Source organism: Nonomuraea longispora (assembly GCF_004348345.1).
GTDB lineage: Bacteria > Actinomycetota > Actinomycetes > Streptosporangiales > Streptosporangiaceae > Nonomuraea > Nonomuraea longispora.
In genome coordinates this window covers 1-24,158 of the sequence record NZ_SMJZ01000142.1, presented here as the reverse complement: position 1 = coordinate 24,158, position 24,158 = coordinate 1, and the positions used below count along the sequence as shown (strand labels likewise).

Here is a 24,158-nt window from a genome sequence, read left to right as displayed (position 1 = left end):
CTTCAGGAATGCCCGCCGATCGAGTCCGCTCATCACTGTTACTCCCGTCGTTCTCACAGGGGCTGGGTGAAGCCATAGTGTTCAGTTGTCTTACGTGATCGTCAATAGATCCTGAATACTTGTTTGACAATCCTTCGGGCTGATCAGCAGGACTTCGTACAGGCCCAGCTCCGGCAGCCGTACGCGGCCGTCGGAGATCTTCAGGTCACGGCCCGCGCGCAGGGCGCGCACCCGCCGCTCCTCCGGCCACGGGAGCGTCAGCCACGACGGCCCGATCGGCACCGGGCGGCGGAAGCGCTGGTCGGCGTCGCCCGACCGGTTGAGCAGGTGGATCACGTGCCCGGCGGCCGAGCGGGCGGGGACGATCTCCACCTGGTCCGGCAGGTCCGTCTCCACCGCCAGCCCCTCGGCGGCGGCCAGCGCGCGGTCCGCGAACAGGTCCCGGTGCGCGCTCAGCCCGGTCTCCCGGTAGCCCCGGCCGACCGTCCACGGCATGAGCACGCCCGCGCCCTTGCCGTACCGGGCGCCAAGCCAGCCGGGATGGCCGGTCTCGCGGTGGCCGTGGCACTTCTCCGGCGGGCCGTACCTGGCCCTGGACAGCGCGAACAAGCCCGTCTCCGCCCGCCCGGCGGGCTCGACCACGTGGAAGGCGCCGATCACCGGCACCATTCCCCTGTCGCCGCGCAGGTGCAGCGAGCGGGTGGCCTCCTCGCTCTCCCTGCTCGCCAGGCGGCGGGTCACGGGCAGGCAGGCGAGCTGCGCCACGTCCGCGTCGAAGCCGGCCGAGCCGGTGGCCAGCACCGTCCCTCCGGCCTCCGCGTACGCGTCGAGCACGCCCGCCGCCCCGATCGGGCCGAGATCCGGCAGCACGACCAGCCGGTATCTGGACAGGTCGCTCACCTGCAGCTTGTCCTCCGGCAGCACGTCGAACGGGACATGCCGCTCCAGCAGCGCCAAGTAGAGCCCCTGGAACTCGGAGACGGCCTCCGCGACGTCGTCCTTCAGCGGGTCGGGGCGCACCAGCAGCGTGCGCGCCTCGGACACGAGATCCCGGTAGACGCCCGGGTGGTCGCGGTGGAAACGGGTGATCTCGCCCCCGATCTCCAGGCACTCGTACGGGCTGTCGCCGGGCGTCCCCATGACGTACGTGGACGGCACCGCTCCCCGGGAGATCGCCTGCAGCAGGTACTGGGCGAAGTGGTACGGCTCCTCCCCCGCCATCCGGTACGGCATGTCCACGAACCCCACCGAGTTGACCAGCACGGGCACGTCCGGCCGGTACGACTTGGCCGCGCTGACGTGCTCGCTGGTGCGGTGGTGCCACAGCGGCCGGCCGACGGCGTTGTTGGCCTCGTGGAAGACGATGTCGGCGTGCTCGCCCAGGATCAGCGCCGCGTCGGGGCGCCGGCCGGCGATCGCCGCTCTGATCCGGGCGTGCAGGTCGTCGAGCGTCTCGTGCGCGAACCTCCGCCAGCGCAGGTATCCGGGCGAGTCCCGGCCCTGCGGCAGGTCCCCGCCCACCTGCTCGGCGTAGCGGCGGGCGCAGGCCAGGCAGTGGCACACGCCCCGGTAGCGGCGGCTGTAGTCGACCTCGTTGAACGACATCCAGTTGAGGAAGAAGCCGTCGACCGCGTACCGGTCGAGCACCTCGCCGATCACCTCGAACAGCTTGACCTGGTAGTAGCCGCCGCTCGGGCAGACGCTCGTCAGGCCGTTGTAGACCTGGGCCGCGCCGTCGGGGGCGACGAAGCACCACTCGGGATGTTCCTCGGCCCGCCGGTGGTCGATCTTGGAGAAGTCCATGCGGGCCAGCACGCGCACCCCCCTGCGGCGGGCCGCCTCGACCGCGTCGCCCACCAGGTCACCCGACGGCCGCTCAGCGAGGTACGGGTTGCGCGTCTGGAAGTCCAGGCGGGTCGGGTAGTTGGACAGGATGCCGCCGACGCTGACAAGCCAGGCGTTCGCCCCGTACTCCTCCAGGTCGTCGAGCACCCGCTCCACGTCGAGCCCGGCGTCGATCTCGCGGAGGTTGGTCTGGAACATCCGGAACGGCTCCCGCCACCACGGCCGCCCGCTCATGAGCGCGTCCACGTCAGGTGCACGACCTCGATGAGCTCGACCCCGGTCAGCGGCACCTCCGCGCGGCCGTCGCGAACCTCGGCGGCGGTCTCGGTGTCCGCGACCAGCAGACGCGCCGTGGCCCCCTGGACGCCCGGCGGCAGGGCGACGCTGACCGTCTGCGGCGGCAGCGGGATCGTCTCCCTGATGGCGCCGCGCATGGCCATCGGGTTGTTCAGGTTGACCACGGCCACCGCGACGCCGTCCTCGTCGCGGCGTACGGCGAGGTCGGCCAGGCCCGGCCCGCGCACGGTCGCGGCCGGCTCGCCGCCGAGCGTCCACCGCACCGCGTTGGCGATCAACCGCCCGTGGTCAGCCTGGAGCGCCTCCCAGAAGACCGCCCCCAGGTCGAACGCGAAGTAGACCACCCGGCCCTGGCCCTCTCCGACGACGACGGCGGGGGCGTCCGGCTCCTCGCGGGCGTACAGCTCCTCCATCGGCAGGTCGGGAAAGTCCGGCACGAAGCGGAACGGCACCCGCGTGCCCTCGCGGGCCTCCACCCTCAGCAGCCGGGTGCCGCCGATGACGCGTCCGGCGCCCCCGAAGCCGGCGTTCACCGGATGCTCGCCGGTCAGGGCGATGTAGTTGTTCTTCACCGGGCCCCGGACGGGCTTGACCAGGTCGACGCCCAGCACGTCGGCGAGGCCGAAGCCGTCGCGCGGAGCGCCGTGCCCGTCGTACAGGGACGACTGGTGCGCGGCCACCAGCCCGCCGCCGGCGGCCACGTGCGCGCGGATCACCGCGCACTGCTCGTCGCTGAGCTGCTCGCTGTTGGCCAGGACCAGCACCTTGTACGGACGCAGCCGCTCGGCGGACAACGCCTGGGCCGCGACCAGGTCGAACGGGATCCGCGCCTCCACCAGCGCCTGGTAGAAGCCGTCGTCATCGGGGGAGGTGTGCGCCGCCCCCGTCCGCAGCTGCCCGGTGGTGCTCGGGTCGAGCAGCGCGACCTCGGCGCTGACCGGCATCGCCGACAACACCGGCTCCAGCCGCGCGTGCAGGCCGAACGCCGTGACCACGGCAGGCACCCATCGGGGGTCGGAGACGGTGGCGTTGAACTTCGTGAACCACGGGAGCGCACCCTGCGCGAACCCGTCCACGATCCACGTCGTCACCTCCTCCGGCGGCGCCACGGAGTCCTTCCAGCGATGCTGGTGGTGCTCGGGCCCGACGGAGGCGATCAGCCCGACCGGCCGGTCGGGGAACAGCCCTCGGCTGCGTTTGGCGACCCGGCCCGCCACCCACGGCGCCTCGATGCCGGAACGGCCCTGCTTGTCGACCACGAACATCGGACAGACCCGCTCGACCAGCTCCGGTTCGAGGTCGCGGGCGGCGAAGGCGCCCAGGTTGGGGATGAAGCGGGCCTGCGGCCGCAGGTCCTTGACGGCGGCGTCCCAGATCGACACCAGCTCGCTGAGCCTGCGCCGGCGCCAGGCCACGTAGACGGGCCAGGCGGGGTCGGACGGGTCACGCTCGCGCAGCGGCAGGTCGAGCCCGGTGTCGTCGCGGAAGGAGCGCCGCGCGGCCTCGCTGTAGGAGATGCCGCTGTAGCCCTCCCACCGGTTGGCGAAGATCGCGTCCACGTCGTACTCGCGGACGATCTCGCGGGCCACCTCGGTGGTGAACTCCCGGTGGTAGGCGCTGAAGGCGCAGGTCAGCCAGATGCCGGGATGCGACCAGTGCTCGATGGGCGCCCCCTGCGCGTCGCACGCCAGCCATTCGGGATGCGCCCGCGCGGCGTCGGCGTGCACGGCGTGCGGGTCCACCCGGGCCATGACGTGCATGCCCAGCCCTCTGGCGGCCTCCACGAGCGTGCCGAAGGGGTCGGTGTCACCGAGGTAGGTGCTGCGGTGGTGGAAGGGGATGCGGGTCGGATAGTAGGCGATGTAGCCGCCGGCACTGATGCAGACCGCGTTCGACCTGCTGTCGCGCATCACGGAGGTCCAGAAGTCGACATCGAGATGCGCCGGGTCGTCCTCGGCCAGCGTCAGCTGTGTCCAGCGGGTCGCCATACGTGGCCAGTCGGATGTTCGCATCGTGACACACCTCTCCGTCAGGCTTGTTGTCAGACGCGGAACATTGTCAAACAAGAACTCAAGAGTTACAAGGATCGCGGTACGGGGGGATTTGACATCAAGTTGGGTTGAGGTTGCACGCTCGGAGAACCGATTCACACCTTTCAGGGGGAGCATCCATGTACGCCGTCGTCCTGCACGCCTTCGGCCCGGCCGCCAATCTGCGCTACGAGACCGCCCCCGACCCCGAGCCGGGCCCCGGCCAGGTGCGCATCGCCGTCAAAGCTGCCGGCGTGCACCTGGTGGAGACCATGATGCGCTCGGGCATGGCCAGCGACTCGCTGCCGCCCCTGCCGGAGCTGCCGGCCATCTTCGGCGGCGAGGTGGCCGGCCGGGTGGACGCGGTGGGCCCGGACGTCAGCCCCTCCTGGATCGGGCGCGACATCGTGACCTCCGCCGGACAGCCCGGAGGCTACGCCGAGCTGGCGGTCGCCGACGTCGCGTCGGTGCACCGGCTGCCCGCCGGGCTGGGACACGAGACGGCCGTCGCCATGGTCGTCACCGGGCGTACGACTCTCGAGTTCCTCGACGTGGCCAAGCTGACCTCCGACGACGTGGTGCTGGTGACCTCGTCCGCCGGGGGGATCGGCCGCCTGGTCGTCCAGTACGCGCACGCCCTCGGCGCCACGGTGATCGGCGCGGCGGGCGGCCCCGCCAAGGTCGCGGCCGTACGCTCGCTCGGTGCCGATCTGGCCGTCGACTACGACGAGCCCGGCTGGGAACGCTCACTGGCCGAGCGGCTGGGCGGCCGCACGGTCACCGCCCTGCTCGACGGGGTCGGCGGCGACAAGGCGCGGGCCGCGTTCGAGCTGCTGGCCGACGGCGGGCGCCACCTCATCATCGGCAACGCCTCCCAGCAGGACTTCCAGCCCGCCCCCGAGATGCTCAAGGAGCGTGATCTCACGGTGACCAACGCCCTGATGATCCTGATCAGCAGGCCGGAGCAGAGGCCCGCGTACGAGGCCCGCGCGCTGGCGGCGGCCGCCGACGGCACGCTGACGCCGGCCGTCCAGACGTTCCCGCTGGCGCAGGCCGCCGCCGCGCACGCCGCGTTGGAAAGCCGGGCGACGACGGGCAAGGTCGTCCTGATCCCCTGACCGGCCCTACGCCCGGCGCGAACCGGCGGATCGGCCCGCGGGATCGGCGCGTAGGGTCCTCCTATGACCATGGATCCCGGCGTCCCCGACGGCCGGAGCGCCGGGCGTTACCTGTGGTGGCTGGTCACCAGCCAGCGCGGGAGGGTCGCGGCCGGCGCCCTGCTGGGCACCGCCTGGACGATCTGCCTCACGCTGGCCCCCTACCTGCTGTCCCGCGCCATCGACGACGGGCTGGCGCAGGGCGACGGGCCCGCACTGTCCGGGTGGGCGGCGGCATTGCTGGCCCACGGGGCGCTGACGGCGTGGCTGGCCATCATGCGGCACCGCACGATGACCAGGGTGCGGATGGACGCCGCGTTCCGTTCCGTGCAGGTGCTGGCCCTGCAGGCGACCCGCCTGGGCGCGGTGCTGCCACGCCGGGTCACGGCCGGTGAGGTGGTCACGATCGGGTTCACCGACGTGGCCATGATGGCCGGGGCGCTGACCGTCACCGGCCCGGGCGTCGGCTCCGTCCTCGCCTACGTCGTCGTGGCCGGGCTGCTGCTGTCCGTCTCACCGCTGCTCGCCGCGGTGGTCCTGCTGGGCGTGCCGCTGCTCGTCGTCGTGCTCGGCCCGCTGCTGGGGCGGCTGCGGGGCGCCGAGACCGGATACCGCGTGCGGCAGGGCGAGCTCGCCGCCCGGTTCGGTGACATCGCCGCGGGGCTGCGGGTCCTCAACGGTGTCGGCGGCAAGGACGTGTACGCCGAGCGCTACCGCCGCGGCTCCCAGGACCTGAGGGAGCAGGGTTACCGGGTGGGCGCGGTGACGAGCTGGATCCAGGCGCTCGGGGTGGGGTTGCCCACGTTGTTCCTCGGCGCGGTGACCTGGCTGGCGGCCCGGATGGCCGCGCAGGGCGAGCTCACCGCGGGCGAACTGGTGGCCGTCTACGGCTACGCCGCGGTGCTGGTCGTGCCCGTCGCGTTCTTCATCGAAGGCGGCTACGGCCTCAGCCGCGGCATCGTCGCCGCCCGCAGGGTCGTACGCTTCCTGGCCCTGGAACCGGCCGCCGCGGCCAAGGACGACCTTGTGGACCCGCCCGTCGCCGGGTCGGTGTTGCGCGATCCGGTCTCGGGCGTCGAGATCACGCCGGGACGGCTGACCGCCCTGGTGAGCGCCCGCCCCGCGGAGGCGGCGGCGGTGCTCGACCGGCTCGGCGGATTCGCCGTCCCCGCCGCGACCTGGGGCGGTATCCCGCTGAGCGACATCGAACCCGCGCGGCTGCGTGCGCGGATCTTGGTGGCCGACAACGAGGCCGACCTCTTCGCGGGCACGTTACGCGACGTCGTCGCGGGCGGGCTCGACCCGGACGACGACGCCGTCGGCCGTGCCCTGCACGCGGCCGTGGCGGACGACATCGTCCGCGGCCTGTCCGGCGGGCTGGACGGGCGCGTCGACGCGCAGGGCCGCAACCTGTCGGGCGGCCAGCGCCAGCGCGTACGCCTGGCCAGGGCCCTGCTGGCCGACCCCGAGATCCTCCTCTCGACCGAACCCACCTCCGCCGTGGACGCGCACACCGAGGCGACGATCGCGGCCCGGCTGCGCGCGGCACGGTCGGGCCGCACCACGGTCGTGACCACCACGTCCCCGCTCCTCCTCGCCCATGCGGACACCGTCTGCTACCTGGCCGGCGGCTCCGTCGTGGCGACCGGCGGTCACAGCGACCTGCTGGGCGAGCAGCCCGGCTACCGCGCGCTGGTGGCCAGGGAGGACCGCAGGGAGGCGGCCCGATGACCGACGGCGGTTCGGCGGCCGGCGGCGGGCTGCCGGTGGCCGGTTCCTCGTGGCTGCGCCGGGCGGCGTTCCGTCTCGTCCGCCTGGACTGGCGCGCGTTCACCGCCATGCTCGTGCTCAACGCGCTGGCCTCCGCCGCGGGGCTGGCCGGCCCGTGGTTGCTCGGCCGCATCATCGACGATGTGCGCGACGGCGCCGGGGTCGCCACCGTGGACCGGCTGGCGCTGGCGCTGCTGGGCTTCGCGCTGGCCCAGTTCGTGCTGACCCGCCATGCCGCCCGCGTCGGGCACCGCTTCGGCGAGCGTACGCTGGCGCGCATCCGCGAGGAGTACACCGACCGCGTGCTCGCGCTTCCCGTGGGCGTGGTCGAGCGCGCCGGGGCGGGCGACCTCACCATGCGCGGCACCGCAGACGTCGCGGCGGTGGGCGCCATGTTGCGCGGCGCGGGCCCCGACGTGCTGATCGCCGTCGTGCAGGCCGCGTTCGTGGTGGGCGCCGTCGTCACCCTCGATCCGCTGCTGGGTGGGTGCGGCGTGCTCGGGCTGGCCGGCATCTGGTTCGCCGCCCGGTGGTATCTGCGCCGTGCCGTGCCCGCGTACCTCGCCGAAGGGGCCGCCAACTCGCAGCTCGCCGAGCAGCTCGCGGCCACCAGCGCGGGGGCCCGCACGGTGGAGGCGCTGGGGCTGGGCCCGCGCCGCCTCGAGACCTGCCAGGAGGCGATCGACCGGTGCCGGGAGACCCGCACCCGTACGTTGTCCCTGCGCAGTGTGCTCTTCCCCATCGTGGACGTCTCCTACGCCATCCCGGTGGTCGCCGTTCTGCTCGCCGGGGGCGTGCTGCTCGGGCAGGGCTCCGTGTCGCTGGGCACGGTGGTCGCCGCCGCGCTCTACCTGCGCCAGCTCTCCCAGCCGCTCGACGTCATCCTGCTGAACCTGGAACTCCTCCAGAGCAGTGCCGCCTCCTTCGCCCGGGTGGAGGGCGCGGGCCTGGCCCCTCGTGCGGACCGTGACGCCTCGGCCCCCGAGCCGGCCGACGACCGGCTGGAGGTGTCCGGCGTGCGCTATGCGTACGACGACGGCCCCGACGTCCTGCACGGGGTGGACCTGACGGTACGGCCCGGCGAGCGGCTGGCTGTCGTCGGGCCGTCGGGCGCGGGGAAGACGACGCTGGGCAGGTTGCTGGCGGGCATGGACGTGCCGCGCTCCGGGTCGGTGACCGTGGGGCGGGTGCCGGTCGCCGGGCTCGACCCCGCCCGGCTGCGCGAGCGGGTCATGCTCGTCACCCAGGAACATCACATGTTTCTCGGCACCGTACGCGACAATCTGCGGATCGCCGCGCCCGAGGCCACCGACGACGAGTTCCGCGCCGCGCTGGCCGCCGTGGGGGCGGACTGGATGGACGAGCTCCCCGACGGCCTGGACACCGAACCGGGCCAGGAGAGCGAGCGGCTGGACGGTGCGCAGGTGCAGCAGCTGGCCCTGGCCCGCGTGGTGCTGGCCGACCCGCACACGCTCATCCTCGACGAGGCCACCGCCATGCTCGACCCGCGCACCGCCCGGCGCACGGAACGCGCGCTGGCAGCCGTGCTCGCCGGACGCACCGTCATCGCGATCGCCCACCGTCTCCAGACCGCCCACGACGCCGACCGGGTGGCGGTGCTGCAGGACGGCAGGCTGACCGAACTCGGCACGCACGACGAGCTCGTGGCGGCGGGCGGCACGTACGCCGCGCTGTGGCACTCCTGGCACGGGGGCGGCGGGTACGCGTAGCACAGCGCCCGCGACCGGCACCACGAGCACAGCGCACATGGCCGGCACGACGGGTGCTCCACGTGAGCGCCTGGGCCCCCGAGCGGGAGGCGTGGGTCATGAGGCCGGGTGGGCGAGGATCAGCACGAGGGCGTCGAGGAGCCGCTGCCAGTCCCCTTCGTGCAGGTCCCGGTCGAGTGGCCCGGCGAGGGCGGCGAGTGCGTCCACCAGCTTGGCCCTCGTCACCCGGTCGTCCTCGCCGAGCAGCGTGGCCAGGGATCCGGCCTGGCGCCGGAAGCGCCGGGTGCGCGCGAACTCGGCGAGGGACGGCGGCGGCGCGGAGGAGGTCTCCTCCGTCCCGGGGTCGGCGAAGGTGACCGTCAGCCGGGTGCCGAGGGCCTCGGCGAGCCGGTCGAGGGCGGACAGGGTGGGGTTGCCCCGGCCGTTCTCCAGGTTGGCCACGTAGGGCACCGACAGCGCCGCGTCGGTGGCCACCGACGCGACGGTCCTGCCGAGTGCCGCCCGGCGGCTGCGCAGTCGCCGGCCGAGTTCCGCATGATCCACGCTCATATCTTGACAGAATAGTTCATGGCCGTTTCTCTTTTGTGAGAACACAAGCAATGGGGGGCGAGAGATGTTGCGGGCTCTGCGGGTGCGGGACTTCGGGCTGTTGTGGGCGGCCAGAGCGGTGGCAGGGCTGGGCACGAGCATGCTGGTCGTCGCGATCCCCGCGCACGTCTTCGCCGTCACCGGCTCGGTGCTGGCGACGGGCGTCACCCTGGCATTCGAATATCTTCCTTCGCTGCTGCTGGGCCCGTTCGCCGGGGTGCTGGCCGACCGGTGGGACCGCCGCCGCCTGATGGTGGCGACCGACCTCGTGCACGTCGTGGCGATCAGCATGGCGCTGCTCGCCAGGACACCCGAGACGATCTGGCTGGTCTACGTGGCCGTGCTCGGCCAGGGCAGCGCGGCCGTCGTCTTCCGCCCCGCAGCCCAGGCTCACATCCCCGCCGTGGTGGGCACCGGGCCGACCCTCACCAGCGCGAACGCGCTCAGCGCCGTCACCACCGGCGTGGTCGCGCTGGGCGGTCCGCCGCTCGGCGGGCTGCTGTTCGCGTTCCACGGCATCGGCGCGGTCGTCGCGGCCAGCGCCGCCGCCGGGCTGCTGTCGGCGGCGACCATCGCCATGACCTCGGCCCGCCCCCGCGACCCCGGTGCGGCCGCGCGCGACGTGCTCGCCGGCATCGGCCTGGGGTTGCGCCACGTACGCCACGCCGCGGCGACCCGCGGGCTTCTCGCGACGAACAGCCTCTACCTGCTGGCCAACGCGGCGCTCACCGCCCTGCTCGTGCCGTTCGGCGTGACCCGGCTGGGCGGCAGCGTGGAGGTCGGCTACCTGCTGTCCGCGCTGGGGCTCGGCTTCCTCGTCGGCGCTCCCCTCAGCCGCAGGCTCGCCGACCGCCATTCGGCCAGGACGACCGTCGCCGCCGGCCAGGCGCTCGTCGCGGCCGCGTTCGCGCTGCTGTTCAACAGCACCGCGCCGCCCGTCGCGCTGGTCGCCGCCGTGCTGCTCGGGCTGCCCGCGGTGACCGTGCTGGTGTCCGTGCAGACCTGGGTGCAGCGGACGACGCCCGAAGGGCTGCTCGGCCGCGTCAGCTCGGCGTTCCTCACTCTGGAGGCCGCCGCGACGATGGTCGGCGCCTTCGCGGGGCCCGCCGTGAGCGAGGTGTTCGGCATGCCGGCTGCGCTCAACGCCGCCTGCGTGGTCGCGCTGCTGTCGGCCCCGCTCACGCTCTGGCTGGTTCCCCGGCGGCCGACGCGAGAGGCGGACGGGGAGATTCCGGCGGGCGGTGCGGCGCCCGCCCGAGCTCCTTGAGGCCAGGCAGGCGCGAGAGCGCGGCGAGCTGAGCGCAGAGGATCCGGCCAAGCTGGAGGACGACGCCGCCGGCGGCGCGGCCCCTGCCCCGACTTTGTGACCCCCTGGGACGACGAAAGTAGCGACGACCGCTCGCCGGTCCGGGACTTTCGCAGGTCCCGGCGAGTGCACCGCCCCCACCACACTGGGACGGACCCGGCCGGATCGGCCAGGTCAGTGAGTTGCCGGGGGAGAAGGAGTCGTCATGAGGTCGTCGTTCGTACGCTGGTCCGCCGTGGTCGCCACGGGCTGCCTGTCCGTGGCCGCGTGCGCCACGCAGGCCGTGGCCTCGGACCAGCAGATGAGGGCGTTGGTCGTCCAACTCGACACGGGCCGGATCCGAGGGCTGAACGACGGCACGGTCAGGACGTACACCGGGATCCGCTACGCGCAGCCGCCGGTGGGCGAGCTGCGGTGGAAGAAGCCGGTGCCGGCCAAACCGTGGAAGGGGGTGGCGGACGCCACCAAGCCAGCCCCGAAGTGCGTGCAGGCGGAGGGAGGCAAGCAGATCGGCAAGGAGGACTGCCTCTTCCTCAACGTCACCGCTCCCGCGAAGCCGTCGCGCAAGAAGCTGCCCGTCATGGTGTGGATGCACGGAGGCGGCTACACCACGGGCTCCGGCGGCGACTACGGCGCCCGGCGGATGGCCGACCAGGGCGACGTGGTGGTGGTGACGATCAACTACCGGCTGGGCGCTTTCGGGCTGCTCGGGCTGAGCGGGTTGCCGGGCTCGGGCACGTTCATGCTGGCCGACCAGCTTGAGGCGCTGAGGTGGGTCAAGCGCAACGCCGCCGCGTTCGGGGGCGACACGGGGAACGTCACGATGCTCGGCGAGTCGGCCGGCGGGATGAGCACCTGCGCGCTGCTGACCTCCCCGGCCACGCGCGGGCTGGTCGACAAGGCCGTCGTCCAGTCGGGATCCTGCATGATCGAATGGCGCAGCGGCACGTACATCCCGATTCCCGGCATGCCGTCGTTCACGCCCTACACCTCGCTCAAGGCGAACCACGCGACCGGCGAGGCGGCCGCCAAGAAGCTCGGCTGCGCGGCGGGCAAGGAGCTGGAGTGCCTGCGGGACAAGCCGGTCTCCGAGCTGATGAAGGTCAACGACACCTTCGCCAGCAACCTCGCGTACGGAACGCCGCTGCTGCCGCTCGAACCGGCGCAGGCGCTGCGGAAGGGCAAGTTCCTGCGGGTGCCGGTGTTGTCGGGAGGCACCAAGGACGAAGCCAACGGGTTCATCGCGGGCGCCATCAAGGCGGGGTACCCGGTGACCGCCGAGAACTATCCAAAGCTGGTGAAGGGCGCGTTCGGGGAGAAGGCGGGAGCGGTGCTGAAGAAGTACCCGCTGTCGGACTACAGAAGCCCCGGCCTGGCGTGGGCGACGGTGAGCAACGACAGTTCGTGGGCGTGCCCCACGCTGGCCGGTGACCGGGCGATGACCGCCCGCACCAAGGTGTACGCCTACGAGTTCGCCGACGCGAAGGCCCCGAACATCGGCGACATCCCCGCCGGCTTCCCGCCGGGGGCGCAGCACGCCAGCGAGCTGCCCTACCTGTTCGACCTGGGCGGCCGCCCGTGGCCGGGGCTCACGTCCGAGCAGTGGCGCCTGGCCGGGCAGATGGTCGGCTACTGGACCTCGTTCGCCCACACGGGCAAGCCCCGCGCCCAAGGAGCTCCCGCCTGGCCCGCGTTCGGCAGGGCCGGCACCGTGCTCAGCCTCAAGCCGAAGAGCCAGGGCGGCGTCGGCCCCGCCCGCTACGACCGCGAACACCACTGCGGTTTCTGGCGCGGCATCACCGGCTGACCCGCCCTTGGGCGTACTCACGTGGTCGTCACGTGAGTACGCCGAACGGTGTGACGAACTGTGCGGCCATGATCCGGATTCCGCTCGTCGACGGCCTCAGCGGCGCCGCGCGAACCGGGCTCCTCCCCGCCGGCAGGGCTGGGCCGCCGTGAAACCGCATGCCGACCGGCTCGTAGCGGAGGTCGAGCGTACGGCCGAGCGGCTGGACGCGCTGCGCGGCTCGGCCTTCGGTGTTCTGGACGGACGTGCACGTCCCCGTCCCCCGGCGGGACATGGAGGCGGCAGCCGCCGCCGCGTACGAAGACCTGACGCGGGTGACGGGGGTCGAGCCGGTCACGGCGCGGTGGAGGAGCGAGGTCCGGGAGGCGGCCCGCCGGACGGGGCACTTCGCCGTGCTCACCGACGCGTGGGCGCTCGTGCTGAGCCTGACCAACGACAGCTGAGCCGGCGGCCTCACCGGGCAGGCGATGAAAGATGTCTTCGCAAGGCTCTCGCCTGCGAAAGAAAATATTGAGACGCTGAACCCCACCACGCGCCCCCAGCCCAAGGAGTGGTTCATGCGCAGACTACTGGCGATCTTCCTCGTCGCCGCCCTGCCGTTAGGCACCGTCACAGCGGCGCACGCCCAGGAACCCACCGGCCGTCAGGCGGCCTTCGCCTCCGCCGCGGAGGAGTTCGGGGTGCCCGAGAGCGTCCTGCTCGGCGTCTCCTATCTCGAGTCACGCTGGGACGCCCACGCCGGGCAGCCGTCCACCGACGCCGGGTTCGGGCCCATGCACCTGACCGACGCCGCCGCCTTCACCGGGTCCAACCACCACCACGAGGGCGAGGAGGACGCCCGCGGCGACGAGAGCCGGCCCCTGCCCGCCCCGAGCGCGCGTCCCGCGCCCGCCGACCTTCCCGCCTCGCTCCGCACCCTGGACAAGGCCGCCGAGCTCACCCGCGAGAGCCGCGAGCGGCTGCGTACGGACGCCGTTGCCAACATCCGCGGCGGAGCGGCGCTGCTCGCCGACCACCAGAAGGCGCTCGGAGCGCCGCCGAGCGACGACCCCGGCGAATGGTACGGCGCCGTCGCGAAATACTCGGGCGCCGAGGAGGCGGGCGCGGCCAGGTTCTTCGCCGACGAGGTCTTCGCGACGATCAAGGAGGGCGCCGAGCGCACGACGGACGACGGCCACCGGGTCAGGCTGGCCCCCGTCCCAGGGCTCACGAAGGCCGGGAAGTGGCTGGACAGGCTCGGGCTGCGCAAGCAGAGGACCGACGGCGTGGAGTGCCCGGTGTCGATCTCGTGCGAGTGGATCCCGTCGGCGTACCAGGAGTTGCCGAACGACGACTACGGCCACTACGACCTGGCGAACCGCCCGTTCAGCCAGAAGATCGAGTACATCATCATTCACGACATGGAGGGATATTTCATGCCCTCCATCCGCCTCAACCAGGACCCCACGTACGGCGCCAGCTGGCAGTACTCCGTCCGCTCCACCGACGGCCACATCGCCCAGCACATCAAGGCCAAGGACGTCGCCTGGCAGGCGGGCAACTGGTACGTCAACGCCAAGTCCATCGGCATCGAGCACGAGGGTTTCCTGGCCGAGGGCGGCACCTGGTACACCGAGGCGATGTACCGCTCCTCCGCCCGCCTGGTCCGCCACCTGGCGCTCAGGAACGGCGTCCCGATGGACCGGGCCCACATCCTCGGCCACGACAACGTCCCGGGCACGCTGCCGACCACGGTCAGGCAGATGCACGAGGACCCGGGCCCGTTCTGGGACTGGGCGCACTACTTCCGGCTGATGGGCGCGCCGCTGCACGGCCTCGGCGGCCCCAAATCCGGCTCGATCATGATAAAGCCGGATTTCGCGACGAATAAACCGTACTTCTACGGTTGCGACCGCCAGAACCCCGAAGCCGCCTGCCCGCCGCTCCCCGCCGGCACCGTCTGGCTGCGCACCGAGCCGCGCGACGACGCCCCGCTGGTCAAGGACATCGGCAAACACCCCACGGGCGAGTCGCTCTACAGCGTGTACGACCACAGCGCCAGAGCGAGCACCGGCCAGCGCTTCGCCGTGGCCGGCAGGCACGGCGACTGGACCGCCATCTGGTATCTCGGCCAGAAGGCGTGGTTCCACGACCCGAAGAGCGCGCCCACAGCCGTGCCCTCCATGGGCCTGGTGGTCACCCCCAAGCCGGGCAGGGCGACCGTCCCGGTCTACGGGCGGGCGTACCCGGAGGCGGAGGCCTATCCGGAGGGCATCCCCTACCAGGAGGTGACCCCGCTGCAGTACACGTTCTCGGCCGGCGAGAAGTACACCCTCGCGGGCCCGGCCGCCACGGAGTACTACCGGGCGGTCACCTTCGACCTGGAGGACCACAAGGTGGTGCGGGGCAGGACGAAGTACCTGCAGATCCAGTTCGGCCACCGCGTGATGTTCGTCAAGGCTGACGACGTGCGGGTGACGTTCTCCGGGTGAACGCGTTGACGGCGCGCCTGGTGCTCGCGAGCGCCTCCTGAGAGGAGTCGAACGTACGCTGGGCGACGCCGACGAACACGCAGTCGACGACGAGGAGCTGACTGATCCGGCTGGCCAGGGCGCCGGGACGGAACTCCGTCTCGCGCCCGGCCGAGATCAGCACGTGTTCGGCCAGCTCCGCGATGGTGGAGCGGGGGTTGTTGGTGATGGCGACGGTCGTGGCCCCGCCCTCGGCGGCCCGGGAAAGCGGCTCGATCACGTCGGGGGTCTCCCCCGAGGTGCTGACGCCGAGCGCGACGTCGCCGGACTTCAGCAGCACGGCGCTGGTCAGCGCCAGGTGAGCGTCCTGGAAGGCGTGGCTGGACAGCCCGATGCGCAGCAGCTTCTGGGCGAAGTCCTCCGCCACCAGTCCTGACGCGCCGACGCCGTAGGCGTCGATCCGCCGCGCCTCGACGATGGCGTCGACCACGAGCCCGAGCCGCTCGGAGGTCAGCTGCGCCACCGTGTCGTTGATCGCCTCGGACTCGGCCCGCGCCACCTTGTGGATGACCTCCGAGAGCGGGTCGTCGGGGGCCAGGTCGCCGGGCACCAGGCGGTCGGGCTGCGCGGCGGCGGCCGCGAGGGCTAACCGCAGCTGCGGGTATCCCGCGAACCCGAGCAGCCGCGCCGTGCGCACGATCGTCGCCTCGCTGGTGCCGGAGGCGACGGAGAGCTCCGTGATGGTACTGCGCGCCACCGTCGCCGGATCTTCGAGTATGAGGCGGGCGACGGTCTGGGCGGCAGGCGTCAGGGACGGCAGCACACCTCGGACCGTGGCCACCAGAGTGTCGGCCCGCAGGCCGTTGCCGCTGTCGTCCACGGTCCCGATTATGCCGCTTGTTCCGTCATCCCGAGTTGCTGGTCAACGCAGAGTTCCGTTGGTCATGCCGACGGGCTCCTCGGGCACGGTGACGAGGCCCAGCTCGGCCGGGGTGACGACGAGCGGGTGGTCCGGGACGACCCGCACGGTGTAGCCGAAGGCGCCCGTGTGGTCGAGCGGGACGACCCCGGTGTAGTGCGCCCGTTTGTCGTCCTCCACCGACGCCAGCTCCAGCTTCGCGTACGAGGGACGCACCAGCTCGTCGTGCGGCCCCACCTTGCCGTGGACGGCCTCGACCCGCACGTCGCCGGGCTCCAGGTCGCCGAGCGCGATCGTGGCGTGCAGCTCGATCGACGACCCGACCTCGGGCGTGTCGCCCACGCCGGCCGCCTCGGCGTGCTCGACCCTGACGCCCGGCCACGCCTTGGCCACCCGCAGCCGCCAGGCGGCGAAGGCCTTCGCCGGCGCGTACGCGTCGGCGGACAGCGCCCTGGCCGCGACCGCCGCCGGGTTGTACAGGCCGACGACGTAGTCGCGCAGCATGCGCCCGGCGAGCACCTTCGGCCCGAGCGAGGCCAGCGTGTGCTTGACCATCTCCATCCACCGCCGGGGCAGCCCGTCGCCTGGCCGGTCGTAGAACCGGTCGGACACCTCGTGCTCGATCAGGTCGTAGAGCGCGGCGGCCTCCAGCTCGTCGCGGCGGTCGGTGCTGGCCACGCCGTCCGCCGTGGGGATCGCCCAGCCGTTGGAGCCGTCGTACCACTCGTCCCACCAGCCGTCGCGGATCGACAGGTTGAGACCGCCGTTGAGCGCGGACTTCATGCCGGACGTGCCGGACGCCTCCAGCGGGCGCAGCGGGTTGTTCAGCCAGACGTCGCAGCCCTGCACCATGAGCTGCCCGAGCGCCATGTCGTAATCGGGCAGGAAGACGATGCGGTGCCGGACCTTCTGCTGGTCGGCGAACTTGACGATCTGCTGGATGAGCTTCTTGCCGCCCTCGTCGGCCGGATGGGCCTTGCCCGCGATCACGATCTGGACCGGCTTGTCCGGGTCGAGCAACAGCTCGGTGAGCCGTTCGGGGTCGCGCAGCATGAGCGTGAGCCGTTTGTAGGAGGGGACGCGCCGGGCGAACCCGATGGTCAACACGTCCGGGTCGAGCGCCTCGTCGATCCAGCCCAGCTCGGCGTCGGAGGCCCCGCGTTCGCGCCACGACCGGCGCAGCCGCGCGCGGGCGCCCTCGACGAGCCGCCCGCGCAGCGTTCCCCGGATCTGCCAGATGTCGGCGTCGGAGATCTTCTGGATGTCGTCCCAGCCGCGGGCGCGTTCGATCAGCGAGGGCAGCTCGCGGTCGGCCAGCTCCATGAACTCGCGACCCACCCAGGTCGGGGCGTGCACGCCGTTCGTGATCGAGCCGATCGGCACCTCGTCCAGATCGAAGCCCGGCCAGAGGTCCTTGAACATCTCCCTGCTGACCTCACCGTGCAGCCGCGAGACGCCGTTGACGCGCTGGGCGAGCCGCATGCCCATGACGGCCATGTTGAACCGGCCGGGGTCGGACTCCGCGCCCAGCGCCAGGATGCGGTCGACGGGCACGGTCGGCCAGGCGTTCGAGCCGCCGAAGTGCCGCTCGATCATCTCGACGGGGAACCGGTCGATCCCGGCGGGCACGGGCGTGTGCGTGGTGAACACCGTGCCGGCGCGCACCGCCTCCCACGCCTCGTCGAAGGAGAGCCGCGCCTCGGTCAGCTCGCGGATGCGCTCGAGGCCGAGGAATCCGGCGTGGCCTTCGTTGGTGTGGAACACCTCGGGCTCGGTATGCCCGGTGATCCCGCAGTACGCCCTGATGGCCCGCACGCCGCCCACGCCCAGCAGCAGCTCCTGCATGAGCCGGTGGTCGGTGCCGCCGCCGTAGAGCCGGTCGGTGACGTCTCGGGCCGCGGTGTCGTTGTCGGCCACGTCGGAGTCGAGCAGCAGCAACGGCACCCGGCCCACCTGCGCCACCCACACCTGGGCGTGCAACACGCGGTCGTCCGGCAGCCCGATGCGGATCTTGACCGGCGTGCCGTCGGCGTCCTTGAGCAGGCTGAGCGGCAGCCCGCCGGCGTCGAGCGACGGGTAGTGCTCCTGCTGCCAGCCCTCGGGCGACAACGACTGCGTGAAGTAGCCGTGGCGGTAGAGCAGGCCGACCGCGAGGATCGGCACGCCGAGATCGCTGGCGGCCTTGAGGTGGTCTCCGGCGAGGATGCCGAGACCGCCCGAGTATTGGGGCAGGGCCGCGGCGATGCCGTACTCGGGGGAGAAGTACGCGATGGCGCGCGCGGCGTCGGGCAACGTCTGGTACCAGCGCGGCGAGATCATGTATTCGCGCAGGTCGTCCGCGGCGTCGGCGAGGCGGCGCAGGAAGCGGCGGTCGGCGGCCAGCTCGGACAGCCTGGCGGGGGTCACCGCGCCGAGCAGGGCGACGGGGTCGTGCCCGACCCGCTCCCAGAGGCCGGAGTCGACCTCGGAGAAGAGGTCCATGGTCTCCGGGTGCCATGACCAGCGGAGATTGTGCACGAGCTCGCCGAGGGCGGCCAGCTCCGCGGGCAGGACGGTGCGGACGGTAAACCGGCGGATTGCTCTCACGTTTCTGCACCCTACGGGCTAGGAGGGACCTCTCAGTCCTTCACCCTCATGATGACCGTTCAAACCCCTTCCAGGAACAAGCATGAAGAGGCACCATTGGGGCAACTTTCCTCTTTGTTGGCCCTCCCACGGACACACTCGGGAGGTCTATCCGCTGCTGTCCAGAAATAACGTGCAAGGATCGTTACTGCCAGGGTGGCCGCCTCCAGCGGATCACCGGCGCGCGTGCATCCACGGAAAGCCTCCGGCGGCACCGAGTGTGTCGCCGCAAACCCTTGAATGCGATGATCGGACGAATTCCCATCACGGACATCTCCCCTGTCGTCGACTGCGGGCAGTGGCCCGCCAAGGCGGTCGCCGGCGAGACCTTCGAGGTCTCGGCGACCGTCTTCAGAGAAGGCCACGACGCCGTGGCCGCGGGTGTGGTGCTGACCTCGCCCGACGGGCAGCGCGGGCGGCTGAGACCGATGCGCGAGCTGGCGCCGGGCACCGACCGCTGGGGCGTGGAGGTGTGCCTGCCGGCCGAGGGCGACTGGCTGTTCCGCGTGGAGGCGTGGAGCGATCCGATCAGCACGTGGCTGCACGACGCCGAGATCAAGATCCCGCGCGGGATGGACGTCGACCTCATGTGCGAGGAGGGCGCCCGGCTGTTCGAGCGGGCCGCGAGGGCCGTACGCGTGGCCGACTGCGCGAATGACCGCCCTGCCCAGGAGGGCCAGGCCGGCGCGAACGGGCAGCGCAGGCACAACGGCAACGGCGAGAGCGCGTGCGGGCACCGCGCGGCGCTGCTGTCGATCGCCGCCACGCTGCGGGACGACAACCTCGATCCGCGGGCGCGGTTGTCGATCGCCCAGCTTCCCGAGACCGCCGCGCTGCTGCAGGCGCACCCGTTCCGCGAGCTGGTGACCAGGTCCAGCTCGCACAAGGTCAGGGTCGACCGGCGCAGGGCGCTCTACGGCTCCTGGTACGAGTTCTTCCCCCGGTCGGAGGGGGCGATCGTCGACGAGTTCGGCGTCAGCAAGTCCGGCACCTTCCAGTCCGCCGCCAAGCGGTTGCCCGCGATCGCCGGGATGGGCTTCGACGTGGTCTACCTGCCGCCCGTCCATCCGATCGGCACGACGTTCCGCAAGGGGCGCAACAACACGCTGAGCCCCGAGCCCGACGATCCGGGCTCGCCGTGGGCGATCGGGTCGGAGGACGGCGGCCACGACGCCGTCCATCCCGATCTGGGCACGCTGGAGGACTTCGACGAGTTCGTCGGCCGGGCCAGGGAGCTCGGCATGGAGGTGGCGCTCGACTTCGCGCTGCAGTGCTCGCCCGACCACCCCTGGGTGAAGGAACATCCGGAGTGGTTCACGATCAGGGCGGACGGGTCGATCGCGTACGCCGAGAACCCGCCGAAGAAATATCAGGACATCTACCCGATCAACTTCGACAAGGACCCGGAGGGCGTCTACGCCGAGGTCAAGCGGGTGCTGCTGCACTGGATGCGCCACGGCGTGCGGATCTTCCGGGTGGACAACCCGCACACGAAGCCGGTGGTGTTCTGGGAGCGGCTGCTGGCCGACATCCACACGACCGATCCGGACGTGATCTTCCTGTCGGAGGCGTTCACCCGGCCCGCCATGATGCGCGCACTGGCCAAGACCGGCTTCCACCAGTCGTACACGTACTACACGTGGAAGAACTCGAAGTACGACGTGGAGAGCTACCTGGCGGAGCTGGCCCACGAGACCTCGCACTATCTGCGGCCGAACCTGTTCGTCAACACGCCGGACATCCTGCACGAATATCTGCAGCACGGCGGCATGCCGGCGTTCAAGATCAGGGCGGTGCTGGCCGCGCTGACGTCGCCGGCCTGGGGGGTCTACTCCGGGTATGAACTGGGGGAGAACGTACCGGTACGCCCGGGTAGCGAAGAATACCTGGATAGCGAAAAATATCAGTACAAGCCTCGCGATTGGGTCACAGCTGAACGCGAGGGACGTAGTCTGGCTCCCTTCATCACTCACCTGAATTTGTTTCGAAGAGCGCATCCGGCACTGCAGGAATTGCGTAACCTACGGTTCCACAGGGTCGATCAACCGGACATCGTTTGCTTCTCGAAACGGCTACCCGGCGCCTATGACACGGCCACACGAAGGCACGGGCTGGGCGACGTCGTACTGGCGGTCATCAACTTGGATCCACACCACACCCACGAGGCCACCGTAGATCTCGACCTGCCCGCCATCGGTCTCGACTGGAACGCGGAGTTCGTCGTCGACGACGAGTTGTCGGGCGAGTCGTACCGCTGGAGACAGAGCAACTATGTACGCCTCGACCCCCACATCCAGCCTGCCCATATTCTCACCGTACGAGCCGCGCCACGGTAGAACTGAATTCAGCGGGGAGTCTTCAACGTGTGTGACAGCGCCTCCCTCATGAGCACCCTGCGAGGCGGCTCATGAGCATCACACCCATTCCCAACACTTTTGACGAGGAGAAGCCGCGCGATCCCTACTGGTACAAACGCGCGGTCTTCTACGAGGTCCTCATCAGGGGCTTCGCCGACTCCAACGGCGACGGGACCGGCGACGTCCGCGGGCTCATCAGCCGCCTCGACTATCTGCAGTGGCTCGGCGTCGACTGCCTGTGGCTGCTGCCGCTCTACGAGTCGCCGCTGCGTGACGGCGGCTACGACATCGCCGACTTCATGAAGATCCTTCCCGAGTTCGGGGATCTGGGTGACTTCGTGAAACTCGTGGACGAGGCACACAAACGCGGCATGCGCGTCATCGCCGACCTCGTCATGAACCACACCAGCGACGCCCACCCCTGGTTCCAGGCGTCGCGGCACGACCCCGAGGGCCCGTTCGGCGACTTCTACGTGTGGTCCGACACCGACGAGAAATACCAGGACGCCCGGATCATCTTCATCGACACGGAGACGTCCAACTGGACCTACGACCCCGTGCGCGGCCAGTACTACTGGCACCGGTTCTTCCACCACCAGCCCGACCTCAACTACGAGAACCCGGCCGTGCAGGACGCGATGCTGGAGGTGCTGCGGTTCTGGCTGGACCTGGGCATCGACGGGTTCCGGCTGGACGCGGTGCCGTACCTCTTCGAGGAGGAGAACACCAACTGCGAGAACCTGCCGAGGACCCACCAGTACCTCAGGCGGATCAGGTCGGAGGTCGACCGCCTCTTCCCCGACCGGGTGCTGCTCGCCGAGGCCAACCAGTGGCCGTCGGACGTCGTGGAGTATTTCGGCGACCCGGTGGGCGGCGGGGACGAATGCCACATGGCCTTCCACTTCCCGTTGATGCCGCGGATCTTCATGGCCGTACGCAGAGAATCGCGCTACCCAGTCTCCGAAATTTTGGCTCAAACGCCGAAAATCCCGGAGAATTGCCAATGGGGCATCTTCCTCCGCAACCATGACGAGCTCACGCTCGAAATGGTCACGGACGAGGAGCGCGACTACATGTACACCGAATACGCCAAAGACCCCCGCATGCGGGCAAATGTCGGCATTCGTCGCCGCCTGGCCCCCCTGCTGGAGAACGACCGCAACCAGATCGAATTGTTCACCGCGCTGCTCCTGTCGTTGCCGGGCTCCCCGGTGCTCTACTACGGCGACGAGATCGGCATGGGCGACAACATCTGGCTCGGCGACCGCGACGGCGTGCGCACCCCCATGCAGTGGGACCCCGACCGCAACGCCGGCTTCTCCGACTGCGACCCCGGGCGGCTCTACCTGCCGGTCATCATGGACCCGATCTACGGCTACCAGGCCATCAACGTCGAGGCCCAGCAGAAGAACGCCGGCTCGTTGCTGCACTGGACCAAGCGCATGATCGAGATCCGCAAGCGGCACCCGGTCTTCGGCCTCGGCGGCTACGCCGAGCTCAACTCCTCCAACCCCAGCGTGCTGGCGTTCGTGCGCGAGCTGGGCGACGACCGCATGTTGTGCGTGAACAACCTGTCGCGCTTCCCGCAGCCGGTCGAGCTCGACCTGCGCAGGTTCGTCGGCGTCTCTCCCGTGGAGACGATGGGCGGGGTCCCATTCCCGGCAATTGGCGAACTTCCGTATCTTTTGACGCTTCCAGGGCATGGGTTCTACTGGTTCACGCTCCCGCCGGCCGTCATCCAGGAGGAGTAGGACGTGCTTGACGAGCTCCTTGCCACATGGATCGACCGCCAGCGTTGGTTCGGTGGCAAGGGGCGCCCGATCGACGCTCTGTCGATCGACTCGGACGTCGAGCTGGCCCCCGGGCTCCGGCATCTGATCGTCGCCGTCTGGCAGGAGGGCTCGCGCGACCGCTACCAGGTGCTCCTCGGGGAGCGCCACTCGCTCCCCGACCGGCTCGCCCACGCGCTGATCGGCACGGTCGGCGACGTCCACCTCTACGACGCCGTACACGACTCCGAACGCACCGACTGGCTGCTCGACGGGATGGCCCGCGGCGAGGACCGCAGCGGGCTGCGCATGCGCCACGTCCCCGGCGCCGCCATCGACACCGAGCCGCGCAGCATGGTGCTGAGCGCCGAGCAGTCCAACACCTCACTGGTGTACGGCGACGCCTACATCTGCAAGTTGTTCCGCCGGCTCATCCCCGGAGTCAACCCCGAGCTGGAGATCGTCAACGCGCTCGCCGCCAGGAACGCGCCGCACATCGCGCAGCCGTACGGGTGGATCGAGACCGACCTCGACGGCACCGGCACCACGCTCGCGTTCATGCAGGAGTATCTGTCCACCGCGAACGACGGCTGGGACCTCGCCCTGGCCAGCGTGCGCGACCTGTACGCCTCGCTGCCCGAGATCCCCGCGTCCGAGGTCGGAGGGGACTTCGCCGCCGAGTCTATGCGGCTCGGCGCGGCCACCGCCCGCGTGCACCGCGAGCTGGCCGCCGCCTTCCCCACGGACGTCATCGAGACGCACGAGGTCAAGCGCATGGCCGAGGGCTTCAGACGCCGGCTCGGCCGCGCCGTGGCCGAGGTGCCCGCGTTGCGCCCCCACGTGCCCGGCATCGAACACGCCTGCCACCAGGTGGAGCTGCTCACCAACGAGGTGCCCGTGCAGCGGGTTCACGGCGACTACCACCTGGGCCAGGTGATGCGCACCACGACGGACTGGGTGGTGCTGGACTTCGAGGGCGAGCCGGGGCAGCCGCTGGCCGAGCGCAGGGCGCTGTCGTCGCCGCTGCGCGACGTGGCGGGAATGCTGCGCTCGTTCGACTACGCGGCCAGGCACCTGCTGGCCGGCCACTCCGAGGCCGACGACCTTGAGCCGCGGGCCCAGGAGTGGGCCGACCGCAACAGGGCCGCGTTCCTCGATGGATATGCCGAGGGCGGCGGCGTGATCAACCGCGGGGACGCCGTGCTGCTGCGGGCGTTCGAGTTGTCGAAGGCCGTGTACGAGGTCGTCTACGAGGCCCGCAACCGGCCCACATGGCTGCCGATCCCCTTGGCCGCCTTCCGCCCCCGCTAGCCCCGTTTTCCGCACGTCGGGTTGATTGAAGATCGTCGGGTTTGCTGTGGTGATCGTCGTCGCGGTATGACCTGGCAGATGAGGCAGCGTGCGCAGTGGGGCCAGGCCAGTGTCGAGAAGATGCTCGGAGCATTACCGGTGGTGGCCGCGTTCTGCTCGCGGCTGCGGATCCGGGAGCTGGTGGATGCGGCTTGTCC

General features: G+C 71.1%; 15 protein-coding genes. 10 read left to right on the top strand and 5 right to left on the bottom strand.

Annotated features, from left to right (window positions below):
* Positions 1-90: 90 nt before the first annotated feature.
* Positions 91-2,079: an alpha-amylase family protein gene (locus tag E1267_RS30225; protein WP_132337423.1), complete on the bottom strand. Its 1,989-nt coding sequence runs from the start codon at positions 2,077-2,079 to the stop codon at positions 91-93.
* Positions 2,076-4,154 carry an alpha-amylase family protein gene (locus E1267_RS30220; protein ID WP_132337421.1) on the bottom strand — a complete coding sequence of 693 codons (2,079 nt, stop codon included), beginning with the start codon at positions 4,152-4,154 and terminating at the stop codon, positions 2,076-2,078. Before E1267_RS30220 ends, E1267_RS30225 begins: the two co-directional genes overlap by 4 nt.
* A gap of 158 nt (positions 4,155-4,312) precedes the next feature.
* On the opposite strand from E1267_RS30220, the gene E1267_RS30215 reads away from it, so the two are divergent.
* The 3 genes from E1267_RS30215 to E1267_RS30205 all read left to right on the top strand — a co-directional run bounded on the left by E1267_RS30215 (position 4,313) and on the right by E1267_RS30205 (position 8,829).
* Positions 4,313-5,290: a zinc-binding dehydrogenase gene (locus E1267_RS30215; protein ID WP_132337419.1), complete on the top strand. Its 978-nt coding sequence runs from the start codon at positions 4,313-4,315 to the stop codon at positions 5,288-5,290.
* 63 nt (positions 5,291-5,353) lie between these two features.
* The gene (locus tag E1267_RS30210) at positions 5,354-7,060 is read left to right on the top strand and encodes an ABC transporter transmembrane domain-containing protein (RefSeq protein ID WP_132337417.1); all 1,707 of its coding nucleotides are present in this window, start codon (positions 5,354-5,356) and stop codon (positions 7,058-7,060) included.
* Positions 7,057-8,829, top strand: coding sequence for an ABC transporter ATP-binding protein (locus E1267_RS30205; protein WP_132337415.1), 1,773 nt, complete (start codon positions 7,057-7,059; stop codon positions 8,827-8,829). The genes E1267_RS30210 and E1267_RS30205 overlap by 4 nt, the downstream gene beginning before the upstream one ends.
* A 96-nt stretch (positions 8,830-8,925) precedes the next feature.
* On the opposite strand, the gene E1267_RS30200 is transcribed toward E1267_RS30205, so the two are convergent.
* A complete protein-coding gene (locus E1267_RS30200; protein ID WP_165959874.1) occupies positions 8,926-9,378 on the bottom strand; it encodes a helix-turn-helix domain-containing protein in 453 nt (150 codons plus the stop codon).
* A 64-nt stretch (positions 9,379-9,442) separates the two neighbouring features.
* Between E1267_RS30200 and E1267_RS30195 the strand changes: the two genes are divergently transcribed.
* The 4 genes from E1267_RS30195 to E1267_RS30180 all read left to right on the top strand — a co-directional run bounded on the left by E1267_RS30195 (position 9,443) and on the right by E1267_RS30180 (position 15,001).
* Entirely contained in the window at positions 9,443-10,684 is a 1,242-nt protein-coding gene (locus tag E1267_RS30195; protein ID WP_132337411.1) for an MFS transporter, read from the top strand.
* Positions 10,685-10,928: 244 nt separating this feature from the next.
* A complete protein-coding gene (locus E1267_RS30190; protein WP_132337409.1) occupies positions 10,929-12,530 on the top strand; it encodes a carboxylesterase/lipase family protein in 1,602 nt (533 codons plus the stop codon).
* Between the two features lie 245 nt (positions 12,531-12,775).
* Positions 12,776-12,973 carry a hypothetical protein gene (locus E1267_RS30185; RefSeq protein ID WP_132337407.1) on the top strand — a complete coding sequence of 66 codons (198 nt, stop codon included), beginning with the start codon at positions 12,776-12,778 and terminating at the stop codon, positions 12,971-12,973.
* A 114-nt stretch (positions 12,974-13,087) separates the two neighbouring features.
* Positions 13,088-15,001 (top strand): N-acetylmuramoyl-L-alanine amidase, encoded by a 1,914-nt coding sequence (locus tag E1267_RS30180; RefSeq protein WP_132337405.1) that lies wholly within the window; start codon positions 13,088-13,090, stop codon positions 14,999-15,001.
* Here E1267_RS30180 and E1267_RS30175 read toward each other — a convergent pair.
* Positions 14,964-15,860, bottom strand: coding sequence for a MurR/RpiR family transcriptional regulator (locus E1267_RS30175; RefSeq protein WP_132337403.1), 897 nt, complete (start codon positions 15,858-15,860; stop codon positions 14,964-14,966). The genes E1267_RS30180 and E1267_RS30175 overlap by 38 nt on opposite strands.
* Positions 15,861-15,902: 42 nt before the next feature.
* Positions 15,903-18,485 carry an alpha-glucan family phosphorylase gene (gene glgP, locus E1267_RS30170; protein WP_132337401.1) on the bottom strand — a complete coding sequence of 861 codons (2,583 nt, stop codon included), beginning with the start codon at positions 18,483-18,485 and terminating at the stop codon, positions 15,903-15,905.
* A gap of 284 nt (positions 18,486-18,769) precedes the next feature.
* Here glgP and E1267_RS30165 point away from each other — a divergent pair, with 284 nt between their 5' ends.
* The 3 genes from E1267_RS30165 to E1267_RS30155 all read left to right on the top strand — a co-directional run bounded on the left by E1267_RS30165 (position 18,770) and on the right by E1267_RS30155 (position 23,961).
* Positions 18,770-20,860 (top strand): alpha-1,4-glucan--maltose-1-phosphate maltosyltransferase, encoded by a 2,091-nt coding sequence (locus tag E1267_RS30165; RefSeq protein WP_165959873.1) that lies wholly within the window; start codon positions 18,770-18,772, stop codon positions 20,858-20,860.
* A gap of 71 nt (positions 20,861-20,931) precedes the next feature.
* The gene (gene treS / locus E1267_RS30160; RefSeq protein ID WP_132337397.1) at positions 20,932-22,632 is read left to right on the top strand and encodes a maltose alpha-D-glucosyltransferase; all 1,701 of its coding nucleotides are present in this window, start codon (positions 20,932-20,934) and stop codon (positions 22,630-22,632) included.
* Positions 22,633-22,635: 3 nt separating this feature from the next.
* Positions 22,636-23,961 carry a maltokinase N-terminal cap-like domain-containing protein gene (locus E1267_RS30155; RefSeq protein WP_132337395.1) on the top strand — a complete coding sequence of 442 codons (1,326 nt, stop codon included), beginning with the start codon at positions 22,636-22,638 and terminating at the stop codon, positions 23,959-23,961.
* Positions 23,962-24,158: the final 197 nt, after the last annotated feature.